Below are 16,798 nucleotides of genomic sequence, written 5' to 3'. Positions count from 1 at the left end.
TGTGCTTAGAAGTTCACGCCAACGCTCAAGGCGAGGAAATCCCGGTCATCCACGGTGCTGTAGTCGCCACCGAAGAAGTTGGTGTAGGCCAGGCTCGCGGTGTAGGTGTTCTGGTACTCGGCATCCAGCCCCAGGCTGATGGCCTTGCGGCCTTCTTCGAAGTTGCCGCCAGGACCTGGCGAGTAACCCTTGACGTCATGGGACCAAGCCACGTTCGGCTTGAGGTTCACACCAGCGAACACATCCGGGTACTCCCAGATGGCACGGCCGCGGTAGCCCCAGGAGGTGGCGGTGGTGAAGCCATCGTTGTTGCAGTTGGCGCTCAGATTGCTGGCGTCTGCACCAGGACCTGCACCGGCAATGGTGGTGGAGTTAAGCGCACGACAGGTGTTTTGCCCGCCGGTGGCTGGCAAGGCGCCAGGACCAAACACCGGATCACGTCCATAGCGGACATCCGACTTGCTCTCAAGGCCTCCGACGTGGGTAACCCCCACCTCACCCACCAGCGTCAGACGGCTGGCGCCCATGACCTGATCGAAGAAGTGCGTGAAGGTGGTCTGGAACTGAGTGACTTCCTTGCGGCGATAGCCGTGAAGGTCCTGCCCCGCTACACCTTCAAGCAGCGAGGCGTTGGCGAATGCCCCCTTCAGAGGTCGAACGGCGGAATAGAGAATATCGGTAGAGTTGAGTTGTACAGGCGCATTCGGCCGGTAGCTGATTTCACCGCTCCACGCCGTCCCCGTAGGCAGGGTGGTGGAGAAACTCAAGCCATACAGGCGAATGTCTTCTGGATACTCAACGAAGTACTTCGAATTACCGGCGATCCACACCGGCGCCAGAGAGCCAAAGCCAGGAGCGATGTTGTAAGCCGACTGTGGTGCCGCCGTGGCACTGAAGATCGGCGCTCGGCTGTGATAGTTCATGAAGTAGGCACCGAACTCGGTGTCCAGCGGCTCGAAGTTGTAGTGGAACGCCGCACCGAATTGGCCGCTGTCACGGGCATCTCGGTCGCCACTGCGACGCACCAGCGTGCCTTCTTCGTTGACATCGACGCCACGAGCCTGCATCGCGGCCAGGGCCGCGCGCCCCGGCGCCGTGGCGGCGATGGTCGAACGCTTGGCCAGCAGACGCAGATTGTCGTCACAGCCGTCGGAAATGTTGTCCGGCTGCGAGAAGAAGGTGCCGCAGTTATCGGTAACGGTCTGGTCCCATTCCAACTGGTAGAAGGCTTCGGCCGACAGGTTCTCGGTCAGGTTCTGGGAGATGTAGAACATGTTGACCGGGATCAGGCCTTCCTTGACCTCGGCGCCAGGACGGCGGAACGCCGACACATCGATGGGGTTGATCGAGTTGATACCGCCACCAATGAAGGTACTTTCGCCCCAGCTCACCACCTGCTTACCGAAACGCACGGAGCCCGGCTCATCGGCAATGGAATAGTTGTGATAGATGAAGGCATCGAGAATCTGCCCGCCGGAAGACTTGGCGCCCTCTTTACGGTTGTCGTTGCTGACGTTCTTGAAGTCCAGGTCTTCGTCCTGGAGCTTGAAGTCATACCAGTACTTGCCACGGACAAACACACCGGTATCGCCGTACTTCAATTCCAGGTCATGGATACCCTTGAAGATCTTCGAGAAGGTCTGGCCCTTGTTGAAGTTCAAGTGGCCGTCATCGGTGGTCTGGGACAGGCCCTTGCCGCCGTTGTTGACCCCGATCAGGTCCTTGTTGCGCCCGGCGGTCGACCAGCTGGCCCCCACCGACAGGGACGAATCGAAGCTGCCTTCGATTTCACCGATATTGAAGCTGACGCCGAATGCCGGCCCGGCGAGCGTGGAGGCGAGACCGACGGCCAGGGGCAGTTTCGCCCGGCGCCAGAACTGGTTTGCTGATGTCATCGACGCTACTCCATGTGCATTATTGTTATGGCAGTACGCTTTTCTGAAAACGCTTCGAATACCGGTTGAATGAACACTTGTTCCGGCTCCGAAGTTGCGTGGCGCGAGCACCCCACAATGCTCCGTTGTTCAGAAAAATCCGTGAACGGACTATATCCAGCAGGGATTACTGCTTGATCCCTCTAAAGTGTGATTTGCAGCCACCCACCGCACTGGAACAGCCCTTTGCCATAACCTTTGAAAAACGGCGCGGCAAGAATGACTGAAAAATCCGTGAGTACAAGGCAAAGGCTTGCCGGGTGGGCATGCCGTGCCCTGGCGGGCACGGCAGAGGACGCTCAGAGCGTGGAGAGGAAGGTGCTGTTGCTGGCCTGCCACTCGCTGATGTCGACGCGGATGCGCTTCTTGTCGAGCTTGCCAACGCTGGTCTTGGGAATTTCAGTAACAAGGGCGATCTGACTGGGAATCGCCCACTTGCTCAGGTGGCCCAGCTCGACGAAGGGCTTGAGGTGTTCCTTGAGCTCGCGGGCGCCAATCTCATGGCCCTCGCGGATGACCAGCAGGGCGAATGGGCGTTCGCCCCACTGCGGATCGGCGATGCCCACCACTGCTACTTCACGTACCGCCACGTGGCGGCTGATGAGGTCCTCCAGGTCCAGGGAGGAGATCCACTCGCCACCGGTCTTGATCACGTCCTTGATCCGGTCGCGGATGTCGATCACCCCCATGCTGTCCAGGGTCGCCACGTCACCGGTATGCAGCCAGCCGCCTTCCCAGAGCTCGGCGCCTTTTTGCGGTTCGTTGAAATAACCTTCGCTCAGCCAGGGCGCCCGCAGCACCAGCTCGCCCTGGGCCTCGCCGTCCGCCGGGAGGAAGTTGCCTTCGGCATCGATGATTGCCGCTTCCACCAGCGGCCCCGGTACCCCGGCCTTGATGCGGTAGGTGGTGCGCTCGTCCTCGCTGCCCGCCATCAGTTCATCGTTCAGGTGTGCACAGGACACCAGCGGTCCGGTTTCCGACATGCCGTAGGCAGCCGTCAGCTGGATGCCCTTGGCCTTGGCCGCCTCGTACAGCGCGCGGTTCAGCGCACTGCCGCCGATAACGATCTTCCAGCCGCCGAAATCCGTACCCTGGGCTGCCTTGGCATTGAGCACCATCTGCAGGATGGTTGGCACGCAGTGAGAGAAGGTGACCTTCTCCCGGCGCCACAGCTCCACCAGGTACTCCGGGTCGTAGCGCCCGGGATAGACCTGCTTGAGCCCGAGCATGGTGGCCACGTACGGCAAGCCCCAGGCGTGCACGTGGAACATCGGGGTGATGGGCATGTACACATCGTTGGTGCCCAGCAGGCGCACGCTGTCGATGGCCCCCATGATGGTGGACACCCCCAGGGTGTGCAGCACCAGCTGGCGGTGGGTGAAGTACACGCCCTTGGGGTTACCGGTGGTGCCGGTGGTGTAGAAGGTGGTGGCCACCGAGTTCTCGTCGAAATCCTCGAACGCGTACTGGGGGCTGGCCGCGGCGAGCAAGGCCTCGTACTCGCCCACCAGGTTCGGCAGCTCGGCGGTTTTCTCCGGGGCATCGGTGAGCAGCAGGGTTTTCTCCACCGTGGTCAGGTGCCCGGCAATCGCCTGGTACAGGCCGACGAACTCGCTGTTGACCAGCACGAAGCGGTCCTCGGCATGGTTCATGGTGTAGAGAATCTGCTCCGGCGACAGACGCACGTTGATGGTGTGGATCACCGCACCGATCATCGGGATGGCAAACATGCACTCCAGGTAGCGATGGCTGTCCCAGTCCATGACCGCCACGGTGTCCCCCGCCTTGACCCCGGCCGCGGTCAGCACATTGGCCAGGCGCGCCACCCGCTCGATCAGGGTCGGATAGGTGTAGCGCAACTGGTCACGGTAGATGATCTCGCGGGTTTTTTCGTAGCGGGTGCCGGACATCAGCAAGCGCTTGATCAGAAGTGGGTATTGGTAGGCGCCTTCGGCGGGAGGAATAACGCGAGTCTGCAACATAAGAATCCCTTTTCTGACGGCTCGGTCGTGACTGGAGGATAACCACTCTAGAGCTCCTGCGCGCCCGCTAAATCAGCCAAAGGAATGATTTGCAGGGCCGTACAAATACTAGCTTCAGGCCAGTATTGTTACGGCCCTGCACGACCTCAGGCGCTTTGCCCCACTGCCGCTTCCGCGGGGGTGCGGGGAAAGGCCAGCGCCGCGGCAAACGTCAGCGCCGCGCCCCCTGCCAGGACCAGGTACAGGCCGCTCAGGCCCTGGCGCGGTTCCACCAGAGCAATCAGCGGAATCGCCGTGGCACTGGCACCGAACGACAGGCAGTAACGCAAGGCGAAGATTCGCGACTGCCACTGGGGCGCAACGAAGTTGGCGACCATGGCATCGTTCACCGTGACCTGGCCGAACACCAGGAGCATGGAGATCTGCTGCCCGCCCTTGCCCTTGAGCGGCACATGGGCGCGTGCGGGGGCAGGCTCGTCACGCACCTGCAAGGCAAAGCCGACACCCAGAAGGATGGCCACGCCCCCTGGCAGGATGAACGCCGAGCGCCAGCCGAACTGCGCCACCAGCAAGCCGGTAATCAAGGCCGAGAAGGCCACGCCGAGGTTGCCCCACATACCGTTGATGCCGATCTCGCGCCCGCGATTCTGCGCATAGGCCACCAGCATCGCGGTGCCCACCGGATGATAGATAGCGGCGAATATTCCCATCAGGGTCAGCCCGATCACCAACATGCTCGGGCTATTACTGAGCCCGGTGAGGATCGAAGCGCCACCGATGCCGAAAAAGAACAGCAGCATCATCTGCCGCCGACTCCAGTGATCCCCCAGCCAACCGGCCGGTAGCGAACAGGCGCCAAAGGCGATGAAACCGCCCAGGGACAGACCGATCAGCCCGGCATAGTCCAGGCCAAAGGCCTGGGTCATGCCCAGCACGGCAGCGGGAAAGATCAGCATGAACATGTGATCGATGACATGGGCGGCGTTGACGTAGCGGATGACGTTTCGGGCTTGATTCATGGCGACACACCGGGGTTGGTTATTGTGCCGCCTATGCTAATTTGGCAATCCACCGCATTTCTGACAACAAAGTCATTGGACCGGACATGTTAATCGACCACTTCCACCATGGGCCGGTCAGCGCCTATCCACGGGACTACCCCGACGCCGCGCATCAACCGTTGCACCGCCATCGCGAGGCGCAGTTTCTCTACGCCGCCTGCGGCACCATGCGCCTGGTCACCGCCCAGGGCGCCTGGGTGATCCCACCGAGCCGGGCGGTGTGGATCCCGCCACTGGTGGAGCATGAAATCTTCATGGTTGGCGAGGTGCGCATGCGCTCTCTGTTCATCGACCCGGAGCTGTCTGCGCCCGCATTGCGCCAATGCTGCGTCCTGGCGGTCACACCGTTGCTGCGGGAGTTGATCCTGCGTGCCGTGCAAGGTCCGGAACAAGCGGAAAACCCCTTGATCCAGCAATTGATGCTGGAAGAAATCGCCGCCCTGGAAAACCTTCCGCTGCACATTCCCATGCCCCAGGACCGGCGCTTGCAAGCCATCTGCCGGACCTTGATACAGACCCCGGATCACCCCCACACCCTGGAAGACTGGGCGCAGCAGGTCGGCGCCAGTTCACGAACCCTGGCGCGGCTGTTCCAGCAGCAGGTGCAGATGAATTTCAATGCCTGGCGCCAGCAGGTGCGCCTGATGGAAGCCCTGCCACGCCTGCTCGCCGGGGAAAGCGTGCACAACGTGGCCGACTCGCTGGGATACGGCAGCGCCCGGGCCTTCAGCGCGATGTTCTGCCGTTTGCTCGGGGATACGCCACGGCATTACGTGGCGGCCCTGAATCAGCTCAGCGCAATCAATGCATCTCGGTGAAGGCCAGCTTCACGCCGATGGCGATCAGCACTGCGCCCATGGTGCGGTCGAACCAGTGGCCCATGCGGGCAAAGCCGGCACGAACCCGCTGCTGGCTGAAGAGCATGGCCACCAGGCAGAACCACACAGCGGTGGCCACCGCCAGATACACGCCATACCCGGCCTGGATCGCCAGCGGCGTATGCGGGTTGATCACCACGGTGAACAGCGAGAGAAAGAACAGCGTCGCCTTGGGGTTCAGGCCATTGGTGACAAAGCCTGAAGTGAAGGCCCCACGCGCAGTGCGGACCCCGGCTTCCTTGTGCAGGTCGTCGGCCGCCGGTTTGGCCGGCTGGGCACGCAGGGCCTTGTAGCCGATGTACAGCAGGTAGGCCGCAGCCAGCCACTTCAGTGCGTTGAACAGAACGATGGACTGGGAAACGATCAGGCCGATCCCCAGCAGCGAGTAACCCACGTGCAGGAAGATTGCGCAGCCCACACCCAGCGCGGTCCAGGTGCCGGCTCGACGGCCGTGGGTCACGCTTTCACGCACCACCACGGCGAAGTCCGGGCCGGGGCTGGCCACTGCCAGAAGATGGATGAGGGCAACGGTCAAGAACTCGGTGAAGTACATGCAGGCTCCTGTGTATGTCTAATTATTTCATCTGTTAGGCTCGGCAGATTACGCCTTAGAACCCTCGTGCAAAAGGTACAGTTCATGACTAACAATCGCCGCGCCGTCTTCCTCGATCACAGCTCACTGGACCTCGGTGACCTGGACCTGGGTGCGCTGCATGACAGCTTCAGCCCTCTGCAAGTACATGCCCACACAGCGCAGGAACAGGTCGCCGAACGCCTGCAGGGAGCCCGGGTGGCCATCAGCAACAAGGTGGCACTGACAGCCGAAACCCTGGCCGCCTGCCCCGACCTGCAACTGATCCTGGTGGCCGCCACCGGCACCAACAATGTCGACCTGGCCGCAGCCCGCAAGCAGGGGATCACCGTCAGCAACTGCCAGGGCTACGGCACTCCCTCGGTGGCCCAGCACACCCTGATGCTGCTGCTCAACCTGGCCACCCGGGTCGCCGATTACCAGCAGGCCGTGGCTGCCGGGCGCTGGCAACAGGCCAGTCAGTTCTGCCTGCTGGACTACCCGATCATCGAACTGGCGGGCAAGACCCTGGGCCTGCTGGGCAATGGCGAACTGGGCAGCGCGGTGGCCCGCCTGGCCGAAGCCTTTGGCATGCGTGTGCTGCTGGGGCAGATTCCAGGCCGCCCGACCCGCCCGGACCGCCTGCCGCTGGAGGAACTGCTGCCGCAAGTGGACGCCCTGACCCTGCACTGCCCCCTCAACGAGCACACCCGCCACTTTATCGGTGCCCGGGAACTGGCCCTGCTCAAGCCCGGAGCCCTGGTGGTCAACACCGCCCGCGGCGGGCTGATCGATGAACAGGCCCTGGCCGATGCATTGCGCAATGGTCACCTGGGTGGTGCAGCCACCGATGTGCTCAGCGTCGAACCCCCGGTGGCTGGCAACCCCCTGCTGGCCGGCGACATTCCGCGCCTGATCGTCACTCCACACAACGCCTGGGGCAGCCGCGAGGCCCGCCAGCGAATCGTCGGTCAATTGACGCAAAACGCCCACGCCTTCTTCAGCGGCGCCCCGCTGCGGGTCGTGAGTTGATAAACTTCGCCACTTTTTTCGGGGGCGGATCATGGACACACGCAGTGAAGTACTGTTGCGTCAGGCTGAATTGTTTCAAGGCTCACTGCTGCTGGCCGGCCTGGCCGCCGACGATCTGCTGGGCCGCCTGCCCAATGCCCGGGGCTGGAGCTGGCACGCCGGCGACCAGGCAGCCCTGGAGGCGCGCTTTCCCGGCCGCAGTCACTTTGGCGTAGACGCACCGGCCCAATCCTTCGACAGCGCCGTGCTGTTCCTGCCCAAATCCAAGGACCTCACCGACTACCTGCTCAACGCCCTGGCCTCGCGCCTGGCCGGGCGCGAACTGTACCTGGTGGGCGAGAAGCGCAGCGGCGTGGAGAGTGCGGCCAAGCAACTCAACCCCTTCGGCAAACCGCGCAAGCTCGATAGCGCCCGGCACTGCCAGCTGTGGCAGGTCACGGTGGCCAATGCTCCCGAACCGCTCACCCTACAGAGCCTGGCCCAGGAGTACGAACTGCCGCTGGCCGAAGGCCCGCTGAAAGTCATCAGCCTGCCGGGGGTGTTCAGCCATGGCCGCCTGGATCGCGGCACCGCGCTGCTGCTGGAGCACCTGGACCACCTGCCCGCCGGCCACCTGCTGGACTTCGGCTGCGGTGCCGGAGTGCTCGGGGCCACCGTGAAACGCCGCTACCCGGACAGCCGCGTGACCCTGCTGGATGTAGACGCCTTCGCCGCCGCCAGCAGCCGCCTGACCCTGGCGGCCAACGGCCTGGAAGCCGAGGTGCTGACCGGTGACGGAATCGACGCCGCGCCCATGGGGCTGAACGGCATCCTGACCAATCCGCCCTTCCACACCGGGGTCCATACCGACTACCAGGCAACGGAAAACCTGCTGCGAAAAGCAGCCAAACATCTGCAAAAAGGTGGAGAACTGCGAGTAGTTGCCAACAGCTTCCTGCGCTACCAGCCGCTGATCGAAGAGCACCTGGGGCCCTGTGCGATCAAGGCCGAAGGCCAGGGCTTTCGCATTTATCGGGCCAAGCGCGGCTGAAATCCTTTTTCGCAAACAAGGCTTGCCGAAAGGGTTTTGCCTAGGCAGAATCCGCTCCGTCCTAGGGGAGTAGTCTCCCACGAGCGCCACGCTCGTCCGGCATGCGTCAACATACTTGGTCAACAGACCATGGCGCATGCGACCCAAGAGTCCGCACAGACGGACCGCAGGGTTTGACAAGACCTATGACACGCACACCTTACCCGGGGCGGGAAGGCTGTACGTGTCATAGCCGTGTCGACCCGCCCCTTAGGAAAACCCTGATGATGCTGGACTCCCTGCTCGTTCCCACCGCAATCGTTGCCTTGGCCGAAATCGGCGACAAGACGCAACTGCTTGCCCTGATTCTCGCCGCACGTTTTCGCAAACCCTGGCCGATCATCGCCGGCATCGTTGCCGCGACCCTGGCCAACCATGCGGCGGCCGGTGCGGTAGGCGCCTGGTTCGGCAGCTTCTTCTCGGACTCGACCCTGCACTGGATCCTCGCCGCCAGCTTCACCGCCACCGCGCTGTGGACCCTGGTTCCGGACAAGATGGACGACGACGAAGCCAATACCGCACGCAAGTTCGGCCCATTCCTGACCACCCTGATCGCCTTCTTCCTGGCAGAAATCGGTGACAAGACCCAGGTCGCCACCGTCATGCTGGCGGCGCAGTACCCGGATCTGTGGCTGGTGATCATCGGTACCACCCTGGGCATGCTGATTGCCAACGTACCGGTGGTCCTGGCAGGCAACTTCGCCGCAGACAAGCTGCCCCTGACCCTGATCCGTCGCCTGGCGGCGTCGGCCTTCTTCATCCTCGCCGTGGTGGCGGTGTACAAGGCCATGCAGATCAGCGGCTGGGTATAAACGAAATCGCCGGCAAGCTGGCCCCTACGCAACCCGTAGGAGCCGGCGTGCCGGCGACAGCGTCATCGACAATGACGCGAAGGGATCAGGACTTCTTGGCGGCCTGATACAGCGGCATCACCTTGGGAATCGCCGCCTGCAAGGAAGCGATACGGCTGGTGGAAGCCGGGTGAGTGCTCATGAACTCGGGCGGCGCGGAGCCACCGGCAGCCTGGCCCATCTTGTTCCACAGGCTGATGGCCGCATTCGGGTTGTAACCGGCACGGGCGGCCAGTTCCAGGCCGATCAGGTCCGCTTCGTTTTCATTCTCGCGGCTGTTGGGCAGGGTCATCAGCAGGTTCACCCCGTTGTCGCCCAGGGCTACGGTTTCCTGCGGAACGCCGAACAAGGTGGCGATCTGCTTGCCGGCACCGACCGCGTACTGCTTGGACATGGCTTCGCGACCGTGCTCGCGCAGGGCGTGGGCAATTTCATGACCCATGACCGCGGCGATTTCATCGTCGGTGAGTTTGAGCTTCTCGATCAGCCCGGAGTAGAAAATGATCTTGCCGCCAGGACCGCAGTTGGCGTTGAGCTCGTCGCTCTTGATCAGGTTGACTTCCCATTTCCACTGCGCGCAGTCGGGGCGGAAAGTCGGCGCCTGGGCAATCAGGCGGTTGGCAATGACCTGCAGGCGCTTGGCGTTGGCGCTGGTCTTGTCCAGTACGCCCTGGCTGCTGGCTTCACCCAGAGTCTGCTGATAGGACTGGGCATAGGACTGGTTCACTTCAGCGCTGGAAACCATGCTGAACATGGATTGCTTGCGATCCACACCGACCACGCCACCGCTGGTGGTATTGACCGTTTCACAACCGCTGAGCAGTACTGCGGCACTCAATGCACATACGACCAATGACTTCTTCATCATGAAACCTCCCTGAAAACGTGGCGCGTATCCTAAGGGCGGAAATGTATCCGCGCCAGATGTAAAAACAGCAATCGGTCGCATTTCAGATACATACCTGCCGTGTAGGAAAAAATTCATTCCTTGCGCAAGTCCCGCCCGGGTTAGCCCCACCGCTCGCCAAGAACGACATCCAGTTCCCTGAAACAGTCTTTTTTCCGTGTAAGGCTAATGGCCAGCGCTGCAACGGCCGATACAGCTCGGCAGACCTAAATTCCTGCGCCCGGAGCCTCTATGAAGTTCAAGTCGATCCAGTTTTCCGTCGCCGCCCTGGCCGGCGCCATCGTTCTCAGCGTGGTTGCAGCCCTGGTGCTGTACGCCCTGTTCTCCGGGGCCAGGACCCAGCAAATGGTGCAAGAGCGTACCCAGGCCCAGTTCGAGCAGGTCATCGAGCAACGCCTGAGTGGCCTGGCGCAGACCCAGGTCAGCCAGATCCAGCGCGAACTGGAAGCGCCCCTGCTGATCGCCGGCGGCCTGGTGCGGGTCAATGCGCTGATGGGCACCCAGGACTCGCAAGGCCACGCCGGGCTGAGCCTGAGCCGTGAACAACTGATTGCCCTGATCAAGGAAAACGTCACCCAGAATCCGAAGATCCTCGGTGCCTACATTGGCTGGGAACCCGGCGCCATCGACCATAACGACGCGGCCTACATAGGCACCTCGGTGGTGGGTATCGATGCGGCCAACGGGCGTTTCCTGCCCTGGTGGTTTCGCAACGAAGACGGCAGCCTGGGCCTGGACAAACTGGCCGACGTCAATGATCGGACCCTGCTTTCCACCGGCGTGCGCACCAGCGAGTACTATCTCTGCTCCCAGGACAGCCTAAAGCCTTGCGCCATCGACCCCGCGCCCTACAAGGTCGGCGACAAGGTGGTGATGCTCGCCTCCTTTATTCAGCCGATCCTGCTCAACGGCAAGTTCCAGGGCATCGTGGGTGCCGACCTGTCAGTGAACTTCATCCAGGACATGCTGGTGGGCGCCAACCAGAAGCTCTACGGCGGCGCCGGGCACATGGCCCTGATCAGCGGTAACGGTCGCCTGGTCGCCTATACCAAGGACTCGAGCAAGTTCGGTGAAAAAGTCAGCGACGTGCTCAGCAGTGATGCACTGACCAAGCTGTCCAGCCTCAAGCGCGGCGAAGTGACCTACGACATCGACCAGGCCAACGGCACCATCAGCCTGTACCTGCCCTTCGGCATCGGCCAGACCGATGCGCACTGGACCCTGATGCTGCAACTGCCGCTGAGCGCGGTGATGGCCGACCTCGACAAACTGCAAGGTGACCTGGCCGAACAACGCAAGGCCGACACCTTCGGCATGGCCATGGTCGGGCTGGTGATTGCCGGCCTCGGCTTGCTGGTGATCTGGCTGGTGGGCCACGGCATTGCCCGGCCGCTGCGGCAGATGGTGGCAATGCTCGACGACATCGCTCAGGGCGAAGGCGACCTGACCCGACGCCTGACCAGCGATCGCGCTGACGAGCTGGGCTCCATCGCCAAAGGCTTCAACACCTTTTTGGCCAAGCTGCAGGCGATGATCAGCCAAGTGGTGACCTCGGTTCAGAGCGTCAGCGATTCTTCGGAACACACCGCAGACATCGCCATTCGCACCAACCAGGGCGTGCACAAGCAAATGGTTGAAATCGATCAGGTAGCCACCGCGGTGCACGAAATGACCGCCACCGCCCAGGACGTCGCGCGCAATGCCACCCAGGCCGCGCAAGCCGCCAGCCACGCCGACCAGGCCGCAAGCCAGGGCATGCAGATCGTGCGCGACACCTCCAGCGCCATCGGCGCCCTGGCCGAGGAAATCGGCCGTGCGGTGGGCGTGGTGCAGACCCTGGCCAAGGACAGCGAGAACATCAACGCCATCCTCATCGCCATTCGCGGGATTGCCGAGCAGACCAACCTGCTGGCGCTTAACGCGGCAATCGAGGCGGCACGGGCCGGCGAGCAAGGCAGGGGCTTTGCGGTGGTTGCCGACGAGGTGCGCAACCTGGCGCAGAAAACCCAGCAGGCCACCGAAGAAATCCAGTCGATGATCCAGCAACTGCAGCAGGGCACCCGGGAAGTGGTGCGGGTGATGGAGGACAGCCAGCACAAGACCGACCAGAGTGTGGAACACGCGGCCAAGGCGGCCCAGGCCCTGGAAACCATCACCCAGGCGGTGTCGGTGATCAACGACATGAACACCCAGATCGCCAGCGCCGCCGAGGAGCAGAGCGCGGTGGCCGAGGACATCAACCGCAATGTGATCAATATCGGCCAGGTGGCCAATGAAGTGGCGGGCGGTGCCGATGAGTCCAGTGCGGCCAGCGCCGGGCTGACCAAGCTCGCCGAACAGCAACGGCGCCTGATCAACCAGTTCAAAGTCTAATCACGGACCTGTAGGAGCCGGCTTGCCGGCGAAAGCGATCCTGGCTTGGGCAGCAAACCAGGGGGCCTCTTCGCTGGCAAGCCAGCTCCTGCAGTTGATGCTTCAGGCGGGGGTCAGGCACTCGGGGCCGTTGAGCTTGGGGTCATTGACCAGGTTGGCCAGGACCCGCTCGCGCAGGGCTGCCGGCGGGCTGGCCAGCAAGGCTTGCAGGGCATGCAAGGGGGTCTCGGGATCGAGCCAGGCTTGCTGGCCGGCGGCATCGAGGATCAGCGGGCGACGCAGATTGGAAGCCGCCTGGGTTACCACGGCAGTGCTCAGCCAGACCTGCTCCTGCACCGGGTAGGCCTCCCATATCGCGGCAAAAAAGATCGACGAACCTTCCCCCGGCGTCAGCCAGTAGGGGCGCTTGCGGGTGCCGCCGCGCCATTCGTAGAAACCATTGGCCGGCAGCAGGCAGCGCCGCTCGCGAAAGGCCTGGCGAAACATCGGCTGCTCCGCCAGGGTTTCCGCCCGGGCATGGGCGGGCGTCCGGGAAAGGTCCGTGAGCCACGGCGGTGTCAGCCCCCAGCGGGCCCGGGCCAGGGTGCGCTGGCCGTTTTCCGCGCGCTGGATCAGCACCGAATCATTGGGCGAGATGTTCCACTGCGCCTTCTGGTCGGCGGGAAATCCCGGCAAGGCGGCAAACGCGGGGTTCCAGCGAAACAGGGCATAACGTCCACACATGGGGCAATACAACTCTCGGCAAATCGGCGCTCAGCCTAACAGACCAGCACCCCGGCAAAATTGTCCGGTTCATCAAAGGGCAACGGCAGGGCCGCATTGTACGCAGCGATCAGCTCTCGCGCCTGTTGCGCCTGGTGGTTTTCCACCGACAGCCCCAGCAGCCCGAACAGCGGCAGCTCCCCTGCCCCGCCCAACAGATCGCGCCCCTGCAGATGGGCCTCGATCCCCTCGCTGGCCAGCATGCACTGGAGCAACTCGCCTTCCAGCAGGTTTTCCGGCTCGTAGATGCGCTGCATAAGGGCCACTCCCCATTCAGTCGTTTTCACTGTGAACGTCGAGCATCCATTCCCGACCGTCGGTTTGCAGGGTGAATACAATGGGCCGGCAGCACACCGGGCAGTCTTCGATATAGGTCTGGTCGCCGCCAGACAGGTCCAGCACCGCCTCCGCCTGTTCGCCACAGTAAGGGCACTGATAATGGTCGGTTTCCAGCATCGCCGTCTCCAGAGTGACTTATGCGTATAATCGCCGGTCTATTTGCAGGGCTTTTTTTGTTTGAGCTGAATTTTCAGACCGTGCCCGGCTTTTTTTCGATCCGAACCTTTTCTTACCCTAGCCGTTTCTAACAAGAGAGCATGATGGGCGAATTCGATGCCATCCGACCTTACCACGACAGCGAAGTACCAGCGGTGCTGGCCCGGCTGCTCGGTGACAAGGCGTTTCTAGATATCCTCACCCACTTTCGCTTCCCGCGTTTTGCCAAGACTTTCGGCTGGCTGCTCAAACCCCTGATCGCTCACCGCCTGCGCCGTGAGTTTGCCGGGGTCACTTCGGTGGCCACCCTGCAGGACAAGGTCGAATTCTACGTCGACCACACCATCGAGCGGGCCACCGACGGCGTGACCTACACCGGCGTCGAGCAGTTCAAGTCGGGCACCGCCTATGTGTTCCTGGCCAACCACCGCGACATCGTCATGGACCCGGCCTTCGTCAACTACGCGGTGTACCACGCCGGCCTGCCGACGCCACGCATCGCCATTGGCGACAACCTGCTGCAGAAGCCGTTTGTCAGCGACCTGATGCGCCTGAACAAGAGTTTCATCGTGCACCGTTCCATCAGCGGTCGCCGGGAAAAGCTCGCGGCCTACCAGCTGCTGTCGGCCTATATCAACCACTCGATCCGCAACGACGGCCAGTCGATCTGGATCGCCCAGGCCGAGGGCCGGGCCAAGGATGGCGACGATCGCACCGAGTCGGCGATCCTCAAGATGTTCCACATGAGCCGCAAGGACGAGCCGTTCGGCGAGGTCATCCAGTCGTTGAACCTGACGCCGGTGTCCATCAGCTACGAATACGACCCCTGCGACCAGGCCAAGGCCCGCGAGCTATACATCCGCGCCACCACCGGCACCTATACCAAGGCACCAGGCGAGGATGACGTGAGCATCGCCAAGGGCATCACCGGCTATAAAGGCCGGGTCCACGTGAACTTCGCCGCGCCCATCAGCGAATCCTTCGAGGACACCAAGCAACTGGCCATGGAAATGGACCGGCAGATCCTCGGCGGCTACCGCCTGTTCCCGGTGCACTACCTGGCCTATGCCCAGTGGAGCGATGCCGATCCACAACTGCAGGTGCCAACGGCCGCCGAGGTCTTCCCGGCCCAGGAGCTGGCCAAGGCCGAACAGGAATGGCAGCGCCGGCTCGATGCCTGCCCGGCAGAACACCGGCCGTACCTGGTACTGCAATACGCCAATCCGGTGCGCAACCAGTATCGGGTCAAGGCCGGTCTGGCGCTGTAACGGCCGGACTGGAAAGCACAACGGCGCCTGCGGGCGCCGTTGTCGTTTCTGCAACCTGGGGGTTGATCAGAACCGGGTGCTGATCCAGGACACCAGCAACGCCAGGCCAAGGCAGGCGAAGCCGAAGCGGTAGAAAAACCTATTGATGCGCAAGGTTGCGGGATCCAGCATCAGCAGCGGCTGATCCACCGCCCGTCCCTCGCTCTGCACGGCCAGATTGGCCAGGGCCCGCAGTTCACGACGGCGGGTGGCGTGCAGCAGCCAGCTGCCTGGGCAGGCGAACAGCAGGGCAAGCAGGTTGATCAGTTTGGCGGGATGGGCGTTGAACATCGACCAGATCAGTTGCAGCGACATCATGAACCTCGGAGGAAAGCCGTATACGGGCCGTCGAGTGCACCCGCGGCGCGGATTCTACTCAATCCCCGACAAAACGCGGGGGGCTTTCCGACCAGTAACGAGACGCCGGTCCATTAATTTAAAGCGTCATCTTTTCGTCATCTAAACAAGCCAGTCTGTCGCCCCTCGAAACCCACGGAGCTTGTCATGCTGCACGCCGAAAACCAGGACCGCCTTTACCTGATCGCCCCCAGTGAAGAACAGCAGGCGCTGGTGGGCGCCCTGGCGTTCAACGTGCAGGACCGGCACTGGCTGGTGTATTGCGCCCTGGGCGGGCACCAGCACGCGGACCTGCCGGAAACAGACCTGCTGACGGGCGTCAGTATGCTGGACTTCTACGTCGAGGCGGCCTGATCCGCGCCCATAAAAAAGCCCGGCGCGCCATCAGGCAGCCGGGCTTTTTCGTTGCTTGGCCAGGGCTCAAACCCCGGCCAGGCGCGGGTTACTCGCCGAGGATCTGGCCCACGGTCGGATCCTTGAACAGACGGGTCAGGGCATCGCTGAGCACATCACCCACCAGCTTGGTATTGGTGTCCTGGTTCGGCGCCATGCCGAAACGCTGGTCCAGGGAAGCACCGTAACGGCCGCTGTAACGACGGTTGGCGTTCTGCACATCCGAGCGGAAGGTGGCACCGATGGTAGCCTCGGTCACGTACAGGCCTTCTTTAGGCGACTGGTACTTGAGCTCGGCCAGGGTCACGGTCAACTGAGGGGCGTTGGCGCCACCGGCGGTCGGGGTAAAGCCCAGCAGGCGCACTGCGGCTTCGGCCTGGGCCTGCAGCTTGGGCAGGATCTGCGCGCTCTGCACGGTGATGGCACTGGTTTCCGGGTACAGGCCGCCACGGGTGCCCAGGGTCGGCGAAGGACGTCCATCAACCACTTTCACCACCACCGGCTGGCCATGGCCGACAGGCGCCAGCTGGGCAGTGAGCTTGGGCTCCGGGCTCAGTTGTTGCGGGCTGTGGGCGCAACCCACCAGCGACAGGCTGGTCACAGTGATCAAACCGAACAACAGGCGTTGCAACATGCTCATCTCTCCAGGAATCAGGCACAAACAGGCCCGCAGTATAGCGGTGCACAAGGACGGCAAACCAGCGCCAGGCATGACTTAGTCAAGACTCAGACAGGTCCCGTACAACCGGGTTCCTGTAACCTGCCGTTCACTGGCAATACATCATGATGTAACGGCTCAAGGGCATTCTTATCGTCAATGACACAT

Annotated in this window: 17 protein-coding genes, 1 pseudogene and 1 riboswitch; of the genes and pseudogenes, 8 read left to right on the top strand and 10 right to left on the bottom strand. The window is 62.6% G+C overall.

All coding sequences use genetic code 11. From position 1 onward, the window contains the following. Positions 1 to 5: 5 nt before the first annotated feature. The 3 genes from AC1RGE_RS16885 to AC1RGE_RS16875 form a co-directional block, all read right to left on the bottom strand. Entirely contained in the window at positions 6 to 1,895 is a 1,890-nt protein-coding gene (locus tag AC1RGE_RS16885; RefSeq protein WP_019093007.1) for a DUF1302 domain-containing protein, read from the bottom strand. A 338-nt stretch (positions 1,896 to 2,233) separates the two neighbouring features. After that, the gene (locus AC1RGE_RS16880; protein WP_220223247.1) at positions 2,234 to 3,916 is read right to left on the bottom strand and encodes a fatty acid--CoA ligase; all 1,683 of its coding nucleotides are present in this window, start codon (positions 3,914 to 3,916) and stop codon (positions 2,234 to 2,236) included. 146 nt (positions 3,917 to 4,062) lie between these two features. Then, positions 4,063 to 4,935: an MFS transporter gene (locus AC1RGE_RS16875; protein WP_492584659.1), complete on the bottom strand. Its 873-nt coding sequence runs from the start codon at positions 4,933 to 4,935 to the stop codon at positions 4,063 to 4,065. An 86-nt stretch (positions 4,936 to 5,021) separates the two neighbouring features. Between AC1RGE_RS16875 and AC1RGE_RS16870 the strand changes: the two genes are divergently transcribed. Beyond that, entirely contained in the window at positions 5,022 to 5,795 is a 774-nt protein-coding gene (locus tag AC1RGE_RS16870; RefSeq protein ID WP_011063366.1) for an AraC family transcriptional regulator, read from the top strand. On the opposite strand, the gene AC1RGE_RS16865 is transcribed toward AC1RGE_RS16870, so the two are convergent. Further along, on the bottom strand, positions 5,779 to 6,408 hold the full coding sequence (locus AC1RGE_RS16865; RefSeq protein ID WP_011063367.1) for a LysE family translocator: 630 nt from the start codon (positions 6,406 to 6,408) through the stop codon (positions 5,779 to 5,781). The genes AC1RGE_RS16870 and AC1RGE_RS16865 overlap by 17 nt on opposite strands. An 84-nt stretch (positions 6,409 to 6,492) precedes the next feature. On the opposite strand from AC1RGE_RS16865, the gene AC1RGE_RS16860 reads away from it, so the two are divergent. From AC1RGE_RS16860 to AC1RGE_RS16850, 3 genes are all read left to right on the top strand, one after another. Then, positions 6,493 to 7,458, top strand: a complete 966-nt coding sequence (locus tag AC1RGE_RS16860; protein WP_072442938.1) for a 2-hydroxyacid dehydrogenase — start codon at positions 6,493 to 6,495, stop codon at positions 7,456 to 7,458. 31 nt (positions 7,459 to 7,489) lie between these two features. Next, positions 7,490 to 8,488 carry a methyltransferase gene (locus tag AC1RGE_RS16855; RefSeq protein ID WP_011063369.1) on the top strand — a complete coding sequence of 333 codons (999 nt, stop codon included), beginning with the start codon at positions 7,490 to 7,492 and terminating at the stop codon, positions 8,486 to 8,488. Positions 8,489 to 8,539: 51 nt separating this feature from the next. Continuing rightward, positions 8,540 to 8,663, top strand: a riboswitch (yybP-ykoY riboswitch). A 91-nt stretch (positions 8,664 to 8,754) separates the two neighbouring features. Further along, the gene (locus AC1RGE_RS16850; protein ID WP_011063370.1) at positions 8,755 to 9,339 is read left to right on the top strand and encodes a TMEM165/GDT1 family protein; all 585 of its coding nucleotides are present in this window, start codon (positions 8,755 to 8,757) and stop codon (positions 9,337 to 9,339) included. Positions 9,340 to 9,424: 85 nt separating this feature from the next. Here the strand turns inward: AC1RGE_RS16850 and AC1RGE_RS16845 are convergent, their stop codons facing one another. Beyond that, entirely contained in the window at positions 9,425 to 10,243 is an 819-nt protein-coding gene (locus tag AC1RGE_RS16845) for a M48 family metallopeptidase (RefSeq protein WP_011063371.1), read from the bottom strand. 273 nt (positions 10,244 to 10,516) lie between these two features. On the opposite strand from AC1RGE_RS16845, the pseudogene AC1RGE_RS16840 reads away from it, so the two are divergent. Together AC1RGE_RS16840 and AC1RGE_RS16835 are read left to right on the top strand one after the other, a co-directional pair. Beyond that, positions 10,517 to 11,803, top strand: a pseudogene (locus AC1RGE_RS16840) (methyl-accepting chemotaxis protein); the annotation flags it as partial. Positions 11,804 to 11,815: 12 nt separating this feature from the next. Beyond that, positions 11,816 to 12,658 (top strand): methyl-accepting chemotaxis protein, encoded by an 843-nt coding sequence (locus AC1RGE_RS16835; protein WP_371261320.1) that lies wholly within the window; start codon positions 11,816 to 11,818, stop codon positions 12,656 to 12,658. A gap of 102 nt (positions 12,659 to 12,760) precedes the next feature. Here the strand turns inward: AC1RGE_RS16835 and AC1RGE_RS16830 are convergent, their stop codons facing one another. From AC1RGE_RS16830 to AC1RGE_RS16820, 3 genes are read right to left on the bottom strand one after another with little or no spacing between them, the layout of a single operon-like run. Next, positions 12,761 to 13,381, bottom strand: coding sequence for an SOS response-associated peptidase (locus AC1RGE_RS16830; RefSeq protein ID WP_011063373.1), 621 nt, complete (start codon positions 13,379 to 13,381; stop codon positions 12,761 to 12,763). A gap of 35 nt (positions 13,382 to 13,416) precedes the next feature. Then, entirely contained in the window at positions 13,417 to 13,677 is a 261-nt protein-coding gene (locus AC1RGE_RS16825; RefSeq protein WP_011063374.1) for a putative signal transducing protein, read from the bottom strand. 16 nt (positions 13,678 to 13,693) lie between these two features. Beyond that, positions 13,694 to 13,876 carry a CPXCG motif-containing cysteine-rich protein gene (locus AC1RGE_RS16820; RefSeq protein ID WP_011063375.1) on the bottom strand — a complete coding sequence of 61 codons (183 nt, stop codon included), beginning with the start codon at positions 13,874 to 13,876 and terminating at the stop codon, positions 13,694 to 13,696. 140 nt (positions 13,877 to 14,016) lie between these two features. On the opposite strand from AC1RGE_RS16820, the gene AC1RGE_RS16815 reads away from it, so the two are divergent. Continuing rightward, positions 14,017 to 15,183, top strand: a complete 1,167-nt coding sequence (locus AC1RGE_RS16815; RefSeq protein ID WP_015636954.1) for a 1-acyl-sn-glycerol-3-phosphate acyltransferase — start codon at positions 14,017 to 14,019, stop codon at positions 15,181 to 15,183. Positions 15,184 to 15,249: 66 nt separating this feature from the next. Here AC1RGE_RS16815 and AC1RGE_RS16810 read toward each other — a convergent pair whose 3' ends face one another. Beyond that, complete coding sequence (locus AC1RGE_RS16810) at positions 15,250 to 15,537, bottom strand: hypothetical protein (RefSeq protein ID WP_015636955.1); 288 nt, start codon at positions 15,535 to 15,537, stop codon at positions 15,250 to 15,252. Between the two features lie 189 nt (positions 15,538 to 15,726). On the opposite strand from AC1RGE_RS16810, the gene AC1RGE_RS16805 reads away from it, so the two are divergent. Continuing rightward, positions 15,727 to 15,933 (top strand): hypothetical protein, encoded by a 207-nt coding sequence (locus AC1RGE_RS16805; RefSeq protein WP_011063378.1) that lies wholly within the window; start codon positions 15,727 to 15,729, stop codon positions 15,931 to 15,933. An 88-nt stretch (positions 15,934 to 16,021) separates the two neighbouring features. On the opposite strand, the gene AC1RGE_RS16800 is transcribed toward AC1RGE_RS16805, so the two are convergent. Then, positions 16,022 to 16,606: a YajG family lipoprotein gene (locus tag AC1RGE_RS16800; protein ID WP_011063379.1), complete on the bottom strand. Its 585-nt coding sequence runs from the start codon at positions 16,604 to 16,606 to the stop codon at positions 16,022 to 16,024. Positions 16,607 to 16,798 lie beyond the last annotated feature (192 nt).

The sequence above is a fragment of the Pseudomonas sp. GW823-FHT02C05 genome (genome assembly GCF_058797595.1).
The sequence above is the reverse complement of the archived record's forward strand: the minus strand, read 5'-3'. Positions and strand labels throughout refer to the sequence as shown.

Coding starts and splice junctions, on each gene's coding strand:
- AC1RGE_RS16810 (WP_015636955.1), bottom strand. CDS start 15,537: ATGTCGCTGCAACTGATCTGGTCGATGTTCAACGCCCATCCCGCCAAA.
- AC1RGE_RS16845 (WP_011063371.1), bottom strand. CDS start 10,243: ATGAAGAAGTCATTGGTCGTATGTGCATTGAGTGCCGCAGTACTGCTC.
- AC1RGE_RS16835 (WP_371261320.1), top strand. CDS start 11,816: ATGATCAGCCAAGTGGTGACCTCGGTTCAGAGCGTCAGCGATTCTTCG.
- AC1RGE_RS16815 (WP_015636954.1), top strand. CDS start 14,017: ATGATGGGCGAATTCGATGCCATCCGACCTTACCACGACAGCGAAGTA.
- AC1RGE_RS16825 (WP_011063374.1), bottom strand. CDS start 13,677: ATGCAGCGCATCTACGAGCCGGAAAACCTGCTGGAAGGCGAGTTGCTC.
- AC1RGE_RS16855 (WP_011063369.1), top strand. CDS start 7,490: ATGGACACACGCAGTGAAGTACTGTTGCGTCAGGCTGAATTGTTTCAA.
- AC1RGE_RS16870 (WP_011063366.1), top strand. CDS start 5,022: ATGTTAATCGACCACTTCCACCATGGGCCGGTCAGCGCCTATCCACGG.
- AC1RGE_RS16865 (WP_011063367.1), bottom strand. CDS start 6,408: ATGTACTTCACCGAGTTCTTGACCGTTGCCCTCATCCATCTTCTGGCA.
- AC1RGE_RS16850 (WP_011063370.1), top strand. CDS start 8,755: ATGCTGGACTCCCTGCTCGTTCCCACCGCAATCGTTGCCTTGGCCGAA.
- AC1RGE_RS16805 (WP_011063378.1), top strand. CDS start 15,727: ATGCTGCACGCCGAAAACCAGGACCGCCTTTACCTGATCGCCCCCAGT.
- AC1RGE_RS16800 (WP_011063379.1), bottom strand. CDS start 16,606: ATGTTGCAACGCCTGTTGTTCGGTTTGATCACTGTGACCAGCCTGTCG.
- AC1RGE_RS16875 (WP_492584659.1), bottom strand. CDS start 4,935: ATGAATCAAGCCCGAAACGTCATCCGCTACGTCAACGCCGCCCATGTC.
- AC1RGE_RS16880 (WP_220223247.1), bottom strand. CDS start 3,916: ATGTTGCAGACTCGCGTTATTCCTCCCGCCGAAGGCGCCTACCAATAC.
- AC1RGE_RS16860 (WP_072442938.1), top strand. CDS start 6,493: ATGACTAACAATCGCCGCGCCGTCTTCCTCGATCACAGCTCACTGGAC.
- AC1RGE_RS16820 (WP_011063375.1), bottom strand. CDS start 13,876: ATGCTGGAAACCGACCATTATCAGTGCCCTTACTGTGGCGAACAGGCG.
- AC1RGE_RS16830 (WP_011063373.1), bottom strand. CDS start 13,381: ATGTGTGGACGTTATGCCCTGTTTCGCTGGAACCCCGCGTTTGCCGCC.
- AC1RGE_RS16885 (WP_019093007.1), bottom strand. CDS start 1,895: ATGACATCAGCAAACCAGTTCTGGCGCCGGGCGAAACTGCCCCTGGCC.